We start from the raw sequence: 16024 nt of genomic DNA, 5'->3' as shown, positions 1-16024 counted from the left end.
TGGCGGAAGTTGCGTCGGGATTTCTGGACGATGGGCAGAATGCCAAGGAGGGGCGGACCGCGGTCCGCCCCTCCTGGCCATCCTGCGCAGTCGCGTCAGCGCAGGACGAGCGTGCGCTCCCCGCTCTCCGAGGGAAGCATGCTCGCGGAATCCGGCGCGAAGACGGCGACGACGCGGTGGTTGCCGCGGGCCAGGTCGGAGGGCACCTCGAGCACGGCAGAGCCGCCGTCGAGCACAGCCGCACCCGCGGAAGCGCCGTCGATGAGGAACTCGACCTCGCCGGTCGCCGCGGCGCCGTCGACCGTCCGGACGGTGGCGGTGAGCAGGTTCGGCGCGCCCTTCTTCGCCTGACCGGGAGGCGTCGTGCGCAGCGTCGTGACGGTCTCCGCCGCCGGGGCGTCGGCGACGGCATCGAGCCCGACGATGACCGGGTCGTGGTCGCTCGAGCGGTAGGCGTCGGGCGCGTAGAAGAGCGTGCCGTGGCTGTTGTAGCGGCTGTACTCGAGCGCGACGGCCTCGCCGCTGTTGATCGACCAGATGTCCGCACCGGTCGCGAGCTCGGCGGCCGCCGGGTTGAGGAGCACATGGTCCAGGGAGCCCGAGAGCGCCTGGTACACGTAGCTGCTCTCGGTCGACCCGAACGCGCTCTCGGCGTCGACGTAGCCCGCCTCGTAGAGCACCTGCATCGGGTCCTCCTGCGTGTAGGAGTTGAAGTCGCCCACGAGCAGCGCGGCCTCGGCGCCCGTTCCCGTCGGGTCGCCGGCCATCCAGTCCGCGAGGGCCTGCGCCTGATAGACGCGCGACTGCGTGGATGCGCCCTGTCCGTCGCCCTGGTCCGCGTCCCCAGGCCACGGCCCTGCGGACCCCTTCGACTTGAAGTGGTTCACGACGACCGTGAAGGGCTCGCCGCCCGCGGCCGGCGCGAAGGTCTGCGCGATGGGCTCGCGCGCGTTCTGGAACGCGTCGATCTCGTCGTCGCTCGTGTCGAGCGCGGCGGAGGCGCCGACCGGGGAGACGAGGGCAGGCTGGTAGATGATCGCCGACGTGATCACGTCCTGCTCGCTCGCGTCGGGCAGGTTCGCGGGCGAGGGCACGAACGCCCACTTCTCGGTGCCCGCGGCCTCGTTCAGTGCGGCGACGAGCGTGGCGAGCGCCTCATCGGCGGGCTCGCCCAGACGCGCCGAGTTCTCGATCTCCATGAGCCCGACGACGCTCGCGTCGAGCCCCTCGATCGCGGCGACGATGCGGGCCTCCTGGCGGCCGAAGTCCTCCGCGTCCCACGCGCCGCGCTGATCGCAGCCCTCGTCGACCGTGACGCCGTCGCCCGCGCGGTCGCGGTACGGCACGCACGACGGGTCCTCGATCCCGAGGGTCGTGAAGTAGTTCAGGACGTTGAACGAGGCCACCGACACGTCACCGCCCACCGGCTCGGGGGCGGCGGTCCGGGTGTTCTCGAACACGACGCCGTCGACACCCGATCCGTCGGCGACGATCGGCTCCGTGGGGTTCAGCTTCCATGCGTCGTTGCGGAAGTCGACGATGTGGGGCTCCGCGAACGTGACGGACGCACCGACCCGGATGGGCTCGACGAGCGAGATGTACGCGGGCGTGAGGTCGCGGTTGCGCGAGAAGCTCGCGGTCGATCCATCGTCGAGGGCGATGCGCCGCGCGGCGTTGTCGGCCGCGACGGCCTCTGCCTCGGGCGAGCCGGGGCGCGCGACGTCGGTCGGCTGGCGCAGGGGATCCGGGCCCGCGGCGAGCACGACCTCCCCGAACGTGTTCGTCGCGTAGGTGTCGGAGACGGTGAACTCGCCCGCGGGCGCGACGAGCATCGACTCCAGGCGCTCGCGCTCCGCGTCGGTCGCGGGCCAGCCCACGACGGCGGGCTCGACCGGCGCGGCGTCGGCGACGATCTCGGCGCCTCCCGCGCCGACGACGAGCTCGGTCAGGCCGTAGTGCTCCTTGACCTCGCCGGTGACCCGCACGGTGTCGCCGATCGCGACCGCGTCCACGGTGGCGGCCGAGTAGACGAAGATCGCGTCCGACGCGACATGCGCGGCCGGATCGAGCTCGCCGCCGGTGCCGGGGGTCTGGAGGACGTATCCGTCGAACCCGCCCGTCGGGTAGTGGGCCGTGACGACGCCCGTCGTCGTCACCGTCTGGCCGACGAGGGGCGAGGCGTCGCCGGTGCCCTGGATCTCCGCGATCTCGACGGGCTCCCCGGGTGTCGGAGTGGGCGTGGGAGTGGGAGTGGGCGTCGTGTCGCCGCCGAGCGGCTCGGGCGTGGGCGCACCCGTGACGAAGTCCGCGCCGTTGTCGGCCGTGTTCGCGCCTCCCGTGCGGGCGATCGCCGTCGCGTTCGTCGTGGCGGGCGCTGCGGAGCCGGCGAAGTCGGTCGCGCCGCCCCAGCCCACGTAGTCCACGACGGGCGCCGCCGTCGCGAGGCCGGTCGCGCCCGACAGCGGCGTCACCTGCGAGACGAGCGCCACCTTGCCCTGGGATCCGCTCATCGCGATGCCGCCGTCGACATCCGCCTCCACATCCGGGAGGGCGGTGTTCGAGCCGTGGGCCTGCCCGACCACGAGCGTCTCGTCGGGCGGCAGCACGACATCGCCGAGCGGCGTGACCTGCCACGTCGCGCCCGTCGCCGAGGCGTACTGGACGCTCCAGCCGGCGAGGCTCTGCGGGGCGTCGGTCGTGTTCACGATCTCGACGAAGTCGCGGCTGAATGCGGCGCCGCTGTTGCCGCCGCCGCCGTACACCTCGTTGATGAGGACGCCGTCGCCGGGAGAGACGGCGGCATGAGCCGCGACGGGGGCGAGCAGCGCGGCCGCGACCGATGCGGTCGCTGCCGCGGCGCACAGGCGCCGGGTGCGGCGCGGGGGAGAGGACTGCTGCACGATGGTCTCCTTCGGATGTGCAGGAGGGCGCGGCGGTCGCCGCACGGGAGGATGTCAGGCAATCGTCGTCGCATGAACGGCCGGTTACCGGGATCTCGCGCGGAAGCGGCGGCGCGTCGCGCGGCGACCCGGGCACGCGCGACGGCGCGCGGCCCGTAGAATCAGACGGATATGTCCCCTCGTGCCACGACTCCGCTCCCGCCTGCCGCGACACCGCCTGAGCGCATCCGCAACTTCTGCATCATCGCTCACATCGATCACGGCAAGTCGACGCTCGCCGACCGCATGCTGCAGCTCACCGGCGTCGTGTCCGACCGCGACATGCGCGCGCAGTACCTCGACCGGATGGACATCGAGCGCGAGCGCGGCATCACCGTCAAGAGCCAGGCGGTGCGTCTTCCGTGGCAGCTCGACGGCGACACCTATGCGCTGAACATGATCGACACGCCGGGGCACGTCGACTTCACCTACGAGGTCTCGCGCTCGCTCGCGGCGTGCGAGGGCGCCGTGCTGCTCGTCGACGCCGCCCAGGGGATCGAGGCGCAGACGCTCGCGAACCTCTACCTCGCGCTCGAGAACGACCTCACGATCATCCCCGTGCTCAACAAGATCGATCTCCCCGCGGCCGACCCCGACCGCTTCGCCAAGGAGCTCGCAGACCTCATCGGCGGCGACCCGGCCGATGTCCTGCGCGTGTCGGGCAAGACCGGTCAGGGCGTGGAGGAGCTGCTGGACCGCCTCGTCGCCGAGATCCCGGCACCCCGGGGCGACGCCGATGCACCCGCCCGCGCGATGATCTTCGACTCGGTCTACGACGCCTACCGCGGCGTCGTCACCTACGTGCGGATGGTCGACGGGCGCCTCTCTCCGCGCGAGCGCATCCAGATGATGTCGACGCGCGCGACGCACGAGCTCCTCGAGATCGGCGTCTCCAGCCCCGAGCCGACGCCCTCGAAGGGCCTCTCCGTCGGCGAGGTCGGGTACCTCATCACCGGCGTGAAGGACGTCCGCCAGTCGAAGGTCGGCGACACGGTGACCAACCAGCGCACGCCCGCGACCGAGCCGCTCCCCGGCTACACCGACCCGAAGCCGATGGTGTTCTCGGGGCTCTACCCGATCGACGCGAGCGACTACCCCGACCTCCGCGAGGCGCTCGACAAGCTCAAGCTCTCGGATGCCTCGCTCGCGTACGAGCCCGAGACATCCGTCGCCCTGGGCTTCGGCTTCCGGTGCGGCTTCCTGGGGCTCCTGCACCTCGAGATCGTCACCGAGCGACTCTCGCGCGAGTTCGGGCTCGACCTCATCACGACGGCGCCCAGCGTCGTCTACGAGGTCACGACCGAGACCGGCGAGAAGATCGTCGTCACGAACCCCAGCGAGTACCCCGACGGCAAGATCGGGGCGGTGTCCGAGCCGATCGTCAAGGCCTCGATCCTCGCGCCCAAGGAGTACGTCGGCACCGTGATGGAGCTGTGCCAGCAGCGCCGCGGCACGATGCTCGGCATGGACTACCTCTCCGAGGAGCGCGTCGAGCTGAAGTACACGATGCCGCTCGGCGAGATCGTGTTCGACTTCTTCGACCAGCTCAAGAGCCGCACGCAGGGCTACGCGAGCTTCGACTACGAGCCCGAGGGCCAGCAGGAGGCCGACCTCGTGAAGGTCGACATCCTGCTCCAGGGCGAGCGCGTGGACGCGTTCAGCGCGATCGTCCACCGCGAGAAGGCCTACTCCTACGGCACGACGATGACCGAGCGCCTGCGCAAGCTCATCCCGCGCCAGCAGTTCGAGGTGCCCATCCAGGCCGCCATCGGCGCGCGCGTGATCGCGCGCGAGAACATCCGCGCGATGCGCAAGGACGTCCTCGCGAAGTGCTACGGCGGCGACATCTCGCGCAAGCGGAAGCTGCTCGAGAAGCAGAAGGAGGGCAAGAAGCGCATGAAGATGGTCGGCCGGGTCGAGGTGCCCCAGGAGGCCTTCATCGCCGCGCTCTCCGGAGACGTCGAGTCGAAGGCCGGGAAGTAGCCAGGGGCTGCGGTTAGGGTGGAAACCATGCGCCGGGAGACCTTCCGAGACGAGACGGTCGACTATGCCGCCGTCGGGGCGACGCAGGCTCCTGACCTGCTCCAGTACCCGCCGGAGCACAGCATCCCCGCGGCGTCCGCCTGGCGGATCGGCAGCGGCGAGGAGCGCTTCCGCACCGCGGTCGACGCCCTCCTGTCGTGGGGTGCGCTGAAGGGCGCGGGGCTCACGCTGAGCGACGTCCGGCCCGCTCCCGGCCCGACCTACACGGGCGTCAGCTTCGACGAGGCGGGCAACGCCGTCGCGCCGAGCCGATCGGATGCCGACCAGCGGTTCGACGCGGACGGAACGCCGTACGTCGGGGCGGGCACGACCGTCACCGTGCACGGCAAGGTGGGCGGCTCGCGCGCGGACGCCGAGCTGCGGGTCATCTTCGTGATCGAGGAGGCGCGTCGCGTGGGCTTCGCGCTCGGCACCGTCGGCGACTCGGTCGTGAGCGGCGAGGAGTCGTTCATGATCGAGTGGCGCGAGAACGACGAGGTGTGGTTCGAGGTGCGCGCGTTCGACCGCCCCATGACCTTCTGGAACCGCCTGTTCAAGACGCTCGTGCGCCGCCGCCGCAAGGCGCTCTTCGCGGGGTACCTCCGCGCGATCTCGCCGCTGTTCCACACCGGCTCCTGATGGCCGGCGCCCTCCCCGTCGGCGATCCCGCTCCCGCCGACGGCCGCCTCCCGCGCGATCTCCCGATCGATTCGGCGACGGATCTCGGGGTCTACCTGCACGTGCCGTTCTGCCGGGTGCGCTGCGGGTACTGCGACTTCAACACCTACACCTCCGAGGAGCTGCGCGGAGCCCGTCAGGACGAGTACGCCGACGTCCTCCTGCGCGAGGTCGCGCTCGCGCGCGACGTGCTCGCCGAGGCGGGCGCGCTGCGTCCCGCGCAGACGGTGTTCTTCGGCGGCGGCACGCCGACGCTGCTGCCCGCCGGCGACCTCGCGCGCATGCTCGAGGGGGTCCGCGGCGCGTTCGGCATCGCGGACGGCGCGGAGATCACCGTCGAGGCGAACCCCGACACGGTGACTCCCGCGGTCGCGGAGGAGCTCGCGCGGGCGGGGGTCACCCGCATGTCGGTGGGCATGCAGTCGGCCGTGCCGCACGTGCTCGCGGCGCTCGATCGCACGCACACGCCGTCGAACGTGCGGACGGCGGTCGATGCAGGGCGCTCGGTCGGGCTCGACGTGAGCGTCGACCTCATCTACGGCGCCCCCGGCGAGTCGATCGACGACTGGCGCGCGTCGCTCGAGGCCGCGCTCGCGCTCGAACCCGACCACATCTCGGCCTACGCGCTCATCATCGAGGACGGGACGAAGCTCGCGCGGCAGATCCGCCGCGGCGAGGTGCCCGCCCCCGACGACGACCTCCAGGCCGACATGTACGAGCTCGCCGACCGCATGCTCGCCGACGCGGGCTTCGCGTGGTACGAGGTGTCGAACTGGGCGCGCGGCGACGGCCGTCGCTCGCGCCACAACCTCGCGTACTGGCGCGGCGCCGACTGGTGGGGCTTCGGTCCGGGTGCGCACAGCCACGTCGCGGGTCTGCGCTGGTGGAACGTCAAGCATCCCGCCGCGTACGCGCAGCGGCTCGCCGCGGGGGAGTCGCCGGCCGCCGGTCGGGAGCGCCCCGACGCAGCCGCGCAGCAGCTCGAGCGCGTGCTGCTGCACAGCCGCATCCGCGAGGGGCTCGCGATCGACGCGCTGCCGGATGACGCGCGGCGTGCGGTGGCCGGCCTCATCGCCGACGGCCTCATCGAGCCGGGGGCGGCGCTCCGCGGGCGGATCGTGCTCACCCTCCGCGGCCGCCTTCTCGCGGACGCCGTGGTGCGGGCACTCACGGACTGAGGTCGGCCGAGCCGCGCAGGCGGCCGGCGCGCATGCCGTTCCCGGCCTCGGGTCGGTAGACTGGCACTCCGAGACATCGAGTGCCAGGAGAGGAGCGCGCACATGGTCAGCGACCGCGGACTGCAGGTGCTCCGGGCCATCGTGCAGGACTACGTCGACACGCACGAGCCGGTCGGCAGCCGCTCCATCGTCGAGCGGCACTCCTTCGGCGTCTCGGCGGCGACCATCCGCAACGACATGGCGCTCCTCGAGGACGAGGAGCTCATCGCCCAGCCGCATACGTCGTCGGGCCGCGTCCCGACGGACAAGGGCTACCGCGTCTTCGTCGACCACCTCGCCGAGCTGCGCCCGCTGTCATCGGCCCAGCGGTCGGCGATCGCGTCGTTCCTGGGCGACCCGGCCGACCTCGACGACCTCCTCGCGCGCACCGTCCGCCTCCTCACGCAGCTCACCGGACAGGTCGCGCTCGTGCAGTACCCGTCCTTCGCCCGGGCGAGCGTGACGCACGTGCAGCTCGTGCCGCTCGACGGCCGCCGCGTGCTCGTCATCATCGTGACCGACACCGGCCGCGTGTCGCAGCGCATCACGGGCCTTGCCGACGAGCTCGACGCGGAGTCGATCGAGCGGGTCGCCGCGCGCCTCGTGCCCCTCCTCGCCGGCCGCTCCGTGGCCGACGCGGCCGAGCAGCTGCAGCGCGGCGCCGAGCTCGCTGCCGCTCCCGTCAGCGCCGTCGATCGCGCGCTGCACAGGATCGCGCAGGCGGCAGCCGAGGAGCTCGACGAGTTCCGCCAGAACCGCCTCGTGCTGGCGGGCTCGGCGACCCTCGCGAAGCGCGAGCAGGACTTCCGCGGCAGCATCCATCCGCTCCTCGAGGCGATCGAGGAGCAGGTGACGCTGCTGCGGCTCATGAGCGAGATGGTCGCCGACGAGCAGGGTCTCTCGGCGAGCATCGGCCGCGAGAACGCGGCCTTCGGGCTCTCCGAGGCGTCGATCGTCGCGAGCGAGTACGACTCGGCCGTCGGCGCGGCGCGCATCGGCATCATGGGGCCCACGCGCATGGACTACCCCCGCAACCTCGCTGCGGCGCGGGCGGTCGCCCGCTACCTGACGAGGCTGCTGGACGAGGACGAGGGCCGGCGCTGACGCGTCGCCCGACGGATCGGAGCACGGGCGCACGACGCCCGCAGGAAGGCTGATGTGGCTGATCACTACGAGACCCTCGGCGTGTCGAAGGACGCGTCGCAGGAGGACATCAAGAAGGCGTACCGCAAGCTCGCGCGTCGCCTGCACCCGGATGTGAACCCCGCACCCGAGGCCGCGGAGGAGTTCAAGTCGGTCACGCACGCGTACGACGTGCTCAGCGACCCCGAGCAGCGCCGCCGCTACGACATGGGCGGCGACGAGTCGCCGTTCGGCGGCGCGGGCTTCGGCGGATTCGGCGACATCTTCGAGACGTTCTTCGGCGCCTCGGGCGGCGGTCGCGGCGGTCGGCCGCGCTCGCGCCGAGAGCGCGGACAGGACGCGCTCGTCCGCGTGACGCTCGAGCTCGGCGATGTCGTGTTCGGCACGCACCGCGACATCGAGGTCGACACGGCTGTGCTCTGCGAGACCTGCCAGGGGTCCTGCTGCCAGCCGGGGACGAGCCCCGCGACGTGCGACATCTGCGGCGGCACGGGCCACGTGCAGCGCCAGGTGCGCAGCCTCCTCGGCAACATGGTGACGTCGCAGCCCTGCGGCGCGTGCCAGGGCTACGGCACCGTCATCCCGCACCCGTGCGCGACCTGCGGCGGCCAGGGCCGCGTGCGCTCGCGCCGCACCGTGTCGCTCGACATCCCCGCGGGCGTCGAGACGGGCCTGCGTCTGCAGCTGCCGGGCTCGGGCGAGGTGGGCCCCGCCGGCGGCCCGAACGGCGACCTGTACGTCGAGGTCACGGTCGCCCCGCACCGGGTGTTCAGCCGCGACGGGGACGACCTGCTCGCGACCCTCGAGGTGTCGATGACCGACGCGATCCTCGGCACGACGACGACCATCGCCGGGCTCGACGGCGAGGTCGAGGTCGAGGTGCGCCCTGGCATCCAGTCGGGCGAGGTGCTGACGATCAAGGAGCGCGGGATCACCGGGCTGCGCACCTCGCGTCGCGGCGACCTGCGCGTGGGCGTCCAGGTCGTCACGCCGACGAAGGTCGATCACCGCACGCGTCAGCTCCTCGAGGAGCTCGCGCGGCGCACGAAGGCGCCCGCGCCGCGCCTGGCCGAGTTTCACCAGGGGCTGTTCTCGAAGCTCCGCGACCGGTTCCGCGGCTAGGGCCCATGGCGCTGCACTTCCACGACGAGCGCGCGGGGGCGGTCTCGCCCGGCGGCGAGCTCGAGCTCACGGGTGCGGAGGCGCACCACGCCGCATCCGTGCGCCGCGTGCGCGTCGGCGAGGAGGTCACGGTCACGGATGGCCGCGGCGCGTGGCTCGCGGGCACGTGCGAGAGCGTCTCGCCGCAGCGCGTCGTCGTGCGGATCGCCTCGCGCCAGGATCTGCCGCCCCAGTCCCCGCGGCTCGTGCTCGTGCAGGCGCTCGCGAAGGGCGATCGGGACGAGCTCGCGGTGCAGGCGGCGACCGAGCTCGGCATCGACGAGGTCGTGCCGTGGCAGGCGGCGCGCAGCGTCTCGCGCTGGCAGGGGCCGAAGGCGGAGAAGGGTCGCGCCCGCTGGGCCTCGATCGTCCGCGAGGCCGCGAAGCAGGCGCACCGGGCGTGGATCGCGGAGGTCTCGCCGATCGCGACGACGGCGCAGGTCGCAGAGCGCGCGGCGTCGGCGCGCGTGCTCGTGCTCGACCCGACCGCGCAGGCCGCCCTGACCTCGATCGACGTCGACGACGCCCGCGATCTCGTGCTCGTCGTCGGCCCCGAGGGCGGCATCGCGCCCGACGAGCTGGAGCGCCTCGCGGCCGCCGGCGCCGAGCGCGTGCGCCTCGGCGACACGATCCTGAGGACCTCGACCGCGGGCCCGGCGGCCCTCGCCGTCCTCAACGCGAAGCTCGGGCGCTGGTGACCGCGGTGGATAGACTCGACCGCATGAGCGAGCCGTCGATCTTCACGCGCATCCTGCAGGGCGAGATCCCGGGAACCATCGTCGCCGAGACCGAGCGCGTGTTCGTGCTGCAGGACATCAGCCCGCAGGCGCCCGTCCACCTCCTCGTCATTCCGAAGACGCAGGAGTACCGCGACGTCGTCGAACTCGCGGCGGGCGACCCCTCGCTCCTCGCCGAGATGGTCCAGACCGCGAAGGCGGTCGCCGAGGACCACGCCGGCGGGCAGTTCCGTCTGATCTTCAACACCGGCGCAGACGCGGGCCAGACCGTGTTCCACGTGCACGCGCACGTGCTCGCCGGAGAACTCCAGGAGAAGAGCCTCGTTGGCCACTGACCCCATGGGCGTCGCCCAGCCGGACGACGACGTCGTCACCCAGACCATCCACGCCGACGGCGTCGCGATGGTGCAGCTCCTCGGACCGCAGGACCGCCTCCTGCGCATGGTCGAGCGCGAGCACCCCGCCGTCGACGTCCTCGTGCGCGGCAACGAGATCACCCTGCGCGGGTCGGCCTCCGCCGTGCGCGCCGCGCGCGCCCTCGTCGACGAGCTGCTGCAGCTCACGCGCGAGGGGCACGACCTCGGCCCCGCCGACATCGCGACGTCGAACCGCATCCTCGAGCAGGGCGGGCCGCGCCCGAGCGAGGTGCTCGGCGAGGCGATCCTGTCGACCCGCGGCAAGGTCATCCGCCCGAAGACCCTCGGCCAGAAGAAGTACGTCGACGCGATCGACGAGAACACGATCGTCTTCGGCATCGGCCCTGCGGGCACGGGGAAGACCTACCTCGCGATGGCGAAGGCCGTGCAGGCCCTGCAGCGCCGCGAGGTGAACCGCATCATCCTCACGCGCCCCGCGGTCGAGGCGGGGGAGCGGCTCGGCTTCCTGCCCGGAACGCTGACCGACAAGATCGATCCGTACCTCCGGCCGCTGTACGACGCGCTCAACGAGATGATGGACCCCGAGCTCGTGCCGAAGCTCATGGCGAGCGGGACGATCGAGGTCGCGCCGCTCGCGTACATGCGCGGGCGCACGCTCAACGACTCGTTCGTCGTCCTCGACGAGGCCCAGAACACGACCCCCGAGCAGATGAAGATGTTCCTCACGCGCCTCGGGTTCGGCACCCGGATGGTCGTCACGGGCGACATCACGCAGGTCGACCTGCCGGGTGGGACGTCGGGGCTGCGGCTCGTGACGCGCATCCTCGACGGCGTCGACGACATCCACTTCGCACGGCTCTCGAGCGATGACGTCGTGCGCCACACGCTCGTGGGCCGCATCGTCGACGCCTACAGCGAGTACGACGAGAAGCGCGCCGCGCACCGAGCGGAGCTGGACGAGGCGCGCGAATTCGCGAACCGCGCCGAGCGGCGCGGTGCGTCGCGCACGGGCGGTCCGCGCGACCGCAAGCCGAAGCGGGGGATCCGATGATCGACATCAACAACGAGTCCGCCATCGCGGTCGACGAGAGCGTCCTGCTGCGTCTGACGCAGCACAACCTCGCGCAGCTGCACGTCAGCCCCGACGCCGAGGTCGCGATCGTCCTCGTCGACGAGGGCGCCATGGAGGCGCTGCACGTGCAGTGGATGGACGAGCCCGGCCCGACCGACGTCCTGAGCTTCCCGATGGACGAGCTCCGACCGGGCACCGACGACATGCCGACGCCCGCGGGACTCCTGGGCGACATCGTGCTGTGCCCGCAGGTCGCGGAAGGCCAGGCCGAGAAGGCCGGCCACTCGCTCATGGACGAGCTCATCCTGCTCACGACCCACGGGCTGCTCCACCTGCTCGGGTACGACCACGCCGAGCCGGAGGAGCACCGCGTCATGTTCGGGCTCCAGGATCGGCTCATCGCGAGCTTCGCCGCCGAGGAACGCAGACGCCCGCGCACATGATCGAGACGCTGCTGCTGATCGGGGCCGTCGTGCTCGTCGCGGTCGGGGGCCTCATGTCCGCACTCGACGCCGCGCTGTCGGTCAGCTCGCGGGCCGACCTCGTCGACCTCGCGACCGAGGGCCGCAACGCGCGGGCGCTCGCCCACATCGCCGACGACCCCGACAGCCACGCGAACGCGATCGGCTTCCTGAGGGTGCTCGCGGAGACCGGCGCCGCCGTGTTCGCGACGGTCGCGTTCATCCTGCTGTTCGACAGCGTCTGGTGGGCCGTGCTCGCGACGGTCGTCGTCATGACGGGCTTCTCGTTCGTCGCGGTCGCCTCGAGTCCGCGCTCCGCGGGGCGCCGGCATGCGGAGGCGCTGCTGTCCTGGTTCGCTCCGCTCGTGCGCGGTGTGCGCATCGTGCTCGGGCCCCTCGTGAAGGCGCTCGTCGTGGTCGGCAACGCGATCACGCCGGGCGGCGGCCGGCGCAGCTTCGAGTCGGAGGACCAGCTGCTGAGCATGGTCGACGAAGCCGCGTCGAACGACCTCATCGAGGCCGACGATCGCGACCTCATCCACTCGGTGTTCGACTTCACCGACCAGGTCGTGCGCGTCGTCATGGTGCCGCGCACCGAGATGGTCACGGTCGAGGCCGACGCCACCGCGCGCGAGGCCATGACGATCTTCCTCCAGCGCGGCATGTCGCGCCTGCCGGTGGTCGACGGGGAGATCGACGACGTCGTCGGGGTCCTGTATCTGAAGGACCTCGTCCTGCACGCGTTCCGCGAGGGCGCCGCGTGGCACGAGGGCACGACCGCCCGGGCCCTCGCGCGGCCTGCCGTGTTCGTCCCGGAGCAGATGCGCGCCGAGACGCTCCTGCAGCAGATGAAGCGCGACGCCGTGCACGTCTGCATCGTCGTCGACGAGTACGGCGGCGTCGCAGGCCTCGTGACCCTCGAGGACCTCATCGAGGAGCTCGTCGGCGACATCTCCGACGAGTACGACCAGCCGTCGAAGGAGATCGTCGATCTCCCGGACGGCACCTTCCGGGTGAGCGCGAGCCTCGGGCTCGACGAGGTGGGCGAGCTGTTCGGCATCGAGCTCGAGGACGACGACGTCGACTCGATCGGCGGGCTCCTCGGCAAGCACATCGGCCGCGTGCCGCAGCCGGGCGACATGGCCGAGGTCGAGGGCCTCATCCTCACCGGCGGCACGTCGCGCGGCCGCGGACGGGGGATCGCGACCGTGTTCGTCGACCGGAGCCCTGCTCTGCGCGCTGTCGACGAGGTGCGCGGCCGTCACCCGCGCACGGGCGAGCTCGCGCTGCCGGTGACGGTGGAGGTGCCGACCGTGCGCGAGCCGGCGAAGAAGAGCGGCGGCCGGAAGTCCGCGGCGAAGAGGAACGGCGGCCGCTCGGACGACGCCGCGAGGAAGGACGAACCCCATGACTGATTCCCCGGAGCACACGAGCCGGAGCGGGTTCGTGACCTTCGTCGGCCGGCCGAACGTGGGCAAGTCGACGCTCATGAACGCGCTCGTCGGCGAGAAGGTCGCGATCACGAGCGAGAAGCCGCAGACCACGCGCCGCGCCATCCGCGGCATCCTCAACCGCCCCGGCGGTCAGCTCATCGTGGTCGACACACCGGGCATCCACCGCCCGCGCACGCTCCTCGGCCAGCGTCTGAACGACCTCGTCGAATCGGTGCTCGGCGACGTCGACGTCATCGCCTTCTGCGTGCCCGCGCAGGAGAAGGTCGGACCGGGCGACCGCCGGATCGCCGAATCGCTCGACGGCTATCCTCGCGCGAAGAAGGTCGCCATCGTCACGAAGACCGACGCGTCGTCGCACGAGCAGATCATGGAGCGCCTCCTCGAGGTCGACGCCCTCCGCGAGGACTGGGCCGCGGTCATCCCCCTGTCGTCGATCACCGGAGAGCGCCTCGACGTGCTGACGGATGAGCTGCTCGCCCTCATGCCCGAGGGCCCTGCGCTCTACCCCGACGGCGTCGTCACCGACGAGTCGACCGAGGACCGCGTCGCCGAGATCATCCGCGAGGCCGCGCTCGAGGGCGTGCGCGACGAGCTGCCGCATTCGATCGCCGTCACGATCTCCGACATCGCGCCGCGGGAGGACCATCCCGAGCTGACCGACGTCTGGGCCGACCTCGTGGTCGAGCGCGACAGTCAGAAGGCCATCATCATCGGCCGGAAGGGCACGCGCCTCAAGGAGGTGGGCTCGCGGGCGCGAGCGCAGCTCGAGCCGCTGCTCGGCACGCGGGTGTTCCTCTCGCTTCACGTGCGCGTCGCGAAGGAGTGGCAGCGCGACCCCAAGCAGCTGAGGCGCCTCGGCTTCTGAGGCGATCGCTATGCGAGCCCGGCGTCGCGCGCGATCACGGCCGCGGCCATCCGGCTCGCGACGCCCAGCTTCGCGAGTACGTGCGAGACATGGCTCTTGACGGTCGTCTCCGATACGTGGAGCTCGCGCGCAATCTCGGCGTTGGACCGGCCGGCGCCGAGCCCGACGAGCACCTCGCGCTCGCGCGGCGTGAGCAGGTCGAGAGCGGCGGGAGGCTCGGGCCGCTCCGGCGCGCGTCCGACGCTCCGGATGACCCGCAGCGTCACCTCGGGCGCGAGGACGCCCTCGCCGGCCGCCACGCGGCGGACGCCCGCGATGATCTCGTCCGCCTCCGCGGTCTTCAGGAGATAGCCGGAGGCGCCTGCCGCGAGGGCGCCGTCGACGTAGGCGTCCACCGCGAACGTCGTGAGCACGAGCACGGGGAACCCACGTGCGGTCAGGGCGGCAGTCGCCTCGATGCCGTCGACGCGCGGCATCCGCACGTCCATCAGCACGACGTCGGGCTCGAGCGCCGCAGCCTGCCGGATGGCCACCTGACCGTCGGCGGCCTCGCCGACGACCTCGATGTCGGAGGCGGCGGACAGGACGGCCGCGATGCCGGCGCGCACCGCTGCATGATCGTCGGCGACAAGGACGCGGATGGTCATGCGGGCGCCCCCGTCGTCCCGGCTGTCGTCGACAGCGGCGCCTCCACCCGCACCCGCCAGCGCGCGTCGACGGGGCCGGCCGAGCCGCGCGCGCCGATCGCCGACCAGCGCCTCTCCATCAGGTCGAGCCCGAGTCCGCGAGCACCCGTCGACGGCGCGCCGACGAGAGGGTTGTCGATCTCCAGCACGGCGACGGACCCGTCTGCGTGCAGCGACGCGTCAACGGCAGCTCCCGGCGCATGGCGAGCGGCGTTGACGATCGCCTCTCGCCCGATCTGCGCGAGCGCGGCCGAGACGTCGGGCGCGAGCGGCGGGCGGTCGGAGGCGACGCGGAGCGCGACGCCGAAGGCGTCGGCGGTGCGCTGAAGGGCGCTCACGGGGTCGTCGGCGGGCGGCAGCGCCGGTTCCTCGCGATCGGCGGCGAGCAGGGAGATCAGCGCACGGAGCTCGGCGAGCGCCTCGCGGCTCGCGGTGCGCACCGCGTCGACGGATGCCCCGGTGCGCGCGTCGAGGCCTCCCCGCGCGCCGAGCGCGCTCGTCTGGAGCGAGATCGCGCTGAGGCGCGCGGCGATCTCGTCATGCAGCGCGGCCGCGAGTCGGGCGCGCTCGGCGCGCACGGCCGCGGTCCGGTCGAGCTCTGCGGCGTGGGCGACGGCGTCGGCGCGCTCGCGCTCGAGGCGGACCAGCGCGTCGCGCTGGCGCACCGATGTGCCCCACGCGATCGGGAGGCCGAGCAGCGCGCCGTAGGTGAGGAGGACCGCGACGAGGCCCTCGACCGGCGCGGCGATCGCCAGCGCGGCGAGGACGGCGACGGCGATCGCGAGGACGACGCGCATGCGGCGCGCATCGAGCACGAGCGCGGCCGCGTAGAGCGCGTCGAACATGGCGACGGTCGGCACGAAGGCGATCGATCCCGACACGAGGTGCACGCTGACGACGAGGATCGCGCCGGCCGTGGCGACGGAGACCGTCGGCAGACGCCGCTTGAGCAGGAGCGGGACGAGGCAGGCGACGGCGAGCACCCACGGCATCCAGGGCTGGCCGAGCGGGCGGCCGCCGTCGCCGCCCGGGACGACGCCCGCCCAGGAGGCGACGGCGCCGAGCAGGAGGACGATGCCCGCGTTCGCGAGGTCGCCCGCCGTCGAGCGGTAGCGGACGAAGGGGAGGACCCACTCGTCGAGGGGAGCGCGCGCCATGCTCCCATTCCAGCATCGATCCGGCTGCTCGCCCTCCTCCGAAAGACGGAGACGG

At 72.4% G+C, this 16024-nt stretch carries 14 protein-coding genes; 11 read left to right on the top strand and 3 right to left on the bottom strand.

Translation table 11 applies throughout. The annotated features are described in order from the left end of the window. Nucleotides 1-95 precede the first annotated feature (95 nt). Complete coding sequence (locus tag ACOWU6_RS12070) at nucleotides 96-2900, bottom strand: ExeM/NucH family extracellular endonuclease (RefSeq protein WP_421075834.1); 2805 nt, start codon at nucleotides 2898-2900, stop codon at nucleotides 96-98. Nucleotides 2901-3071: 171 nt separating this feature from the next. Here ACOWU6_RS12070 and lepA point away from each other — a divergent pair, with 171 nt between their 5' ends. The 11 genes from lepA (at nucleotide 3072) to era (ending at nucleotide 14126) form a co-directional block, all read left to right on the top strand. After that, entirely contained in the window at nucleotides 3072-4922 is a 1851-nt protein-coding gene (gene lepA, locus ACOWU6_RS12065) for a translation elongation factor 4 (protein ID WP_282977780.1), read from the top strand. A 27-nt stretch (nucleotides 4923-4949) separates the two neighbouring features. Next, on the top strand, nucleotides 4950-5600 hold the full coding sequence (locus tag ACOWU6_RS12060) for a DUF1990 family protein (protein ID WP_324014789.1): 651 nt from the start codon (nucleotides 4950-4952) through the stop codon (nucleotides 5598-5600). Then, on the top strand, nucleotides 5600-6817 hold the full coding sequence (gene hemW / locus ACOWU6_RS12055; protein WP_421075833.1) for a radical SAM family heme chaperone HemW: 1218 nt from the start codon (nucleotides 5600-5602) through the stop codon (nucleotides 6815-6817). The genes ACOWU6_RS12060 and hemW overlap by 1 nt, the downstream gene beginning before the upstream one ends. 102 nt (nucleotides 6818-6919) lie before the next feature. After that, entirely contained in the window at nucleotides 6920-7960 is a 1041-nt protein-coding gene (gene hrcA / locus ACOWU6_RS12050) for a heat-inducible transcriptional repressor HrcA (RefSeq protein WP_271171906.1), read from the top strand. A 54-nt stretch (nucleotides 7961-8014) separates the two neighbouring features. Beyond that, the gene (gene dnaJ / locus ACOWU6_RS12045; RefSeq protein WP_324014794.1) at nucleotides 8015-9121 is read left to right on the top strand and encodes a molecular chaperone DnaJ; all 1107 of its coding nucleotides are present in this window, start codon (nucleotides 8015-8017) and stop codon (nucleotides 9119-9121) included. Nucleotides 9122-9126: 5 nt separating this feature from the next. Then, nucleotides 9127-9858, top strand: a complete 732-nt coding sequence (locus ACOWU6_RS12040) for a 16S rRNA (uracil(1498)-N(3))-methyltransferase (RefSeq protein ID WP_421075832.1) — start codon at nucleotides 9127-9129, stop codon at nucleotides 9856-9858. A 23-nt stretch (nucleotides 9859-9881) separates the two neighbouring features. After that, nucleotides 9882-10232 (top strand): HIT domain-containing protein, encoded by a 351-nt coding sequence (locus ACOWU6_RS12035; RefSeq protein WP_271171903.1) that lies wholly within the window; start codon nucleotides 9882-9884, stop codon nucleotides 10230-10232. Nucleotides 10233-10236: 4 nt separating this feature from the next. After that, a complete protein-coding gene (locus ACOWU6_RS12030) occupies nucleotides 10237-11325 on the top strand; it encodes a PhoH family protein (RefSeq protein ID WP_421075891.1) in 1089 nt (362 codons plus the stop codon). Beyond that, the gene (gene ybeY, locus ACOWU6_RS12025; protein ID WP_271171902.1) at nucleotides 11322-11789 is read left to right on the top strand and encodes an rRNA maturation RNase YbeY; all 468 of its coding nucleotides are present in this window, start codon (nucleotides 11322-11324) and stop codon (nucleotides 11787-11789) included. Before ACOWU6_RS12030 ends, ybeY begins: the two co-directional genes overlap by 4 nt. After that, complete coding sequence (locus ACOWU6_RS12020; protein WP_421075831.1) at nucleotides 11786-13222, top strand: hemolysin family protein; 1437 nt, start codon at nucleotides 11786-11788, stop codon at nucleotides 13220-13222. Before ybeY ends, ACOWU6_RS12020 begins: the two co-directional genes overlap by 4 nt. After that, nucleotides 13215-14126, top strand: a complete 912-nt coding sequence (gene era / locus ACOWU6_RS12015) for a GTPase Era (RefSeq protein WP_421075830.1) — start codon at nucleotides 13215-13217, stop codon at nucleotides 14124-14126. Before ACOWU6_RS12020 ends, era begins: the two co-directional genes overlap by 8 nt. Nucleotides 14127-14134: 8 nt before the next feature. Here era and ACOWU6_RS12010 read toward each other — a convergent pair whose 3' ends face one another. Then, on the bottom strand, nucleotides 14135-14773 hold the full coding sequence (locus ACOWU6_RS12010) for a response regulator (RefSeq protein ID WP_271171899.1): 639 nt from the start codon (nucleotides 14771-14773) through the stop codon (nucleotides 14135-14137). Next, nucleotides 14770-15969: a sensor histidine kinase gene (locus ACOWU6_RS12005; RefSeq protein WP_421075829.1), complete on the bottom strand. Its 1200-nt coding sequence runs from the start codon at nucleotides 15967-15969 to the stop codon at nucleotides 14770-14772. Before ACOWU6_RS12005 ends, ACOWU6_RS12010 begins: the two co-directional genes overlap by 4 nt. Nucleotides 15970-16024: the final 55 nt, after the last annotated feature.

It is taken from the genome of Microbacterium sp. SA156 (genome assembly GCF_049065455.1).
Lineage (GTDB): Bacteria > Actinomycetota > Actinomycetes > Actinomycetales > Microbacteriaceae > Microbacterium > Microbacterium barkeri.
Note: the sequence above shows the minus strand (reverse complement) of the source record. Positions and strands in the feature narration are given on the sequence as shown.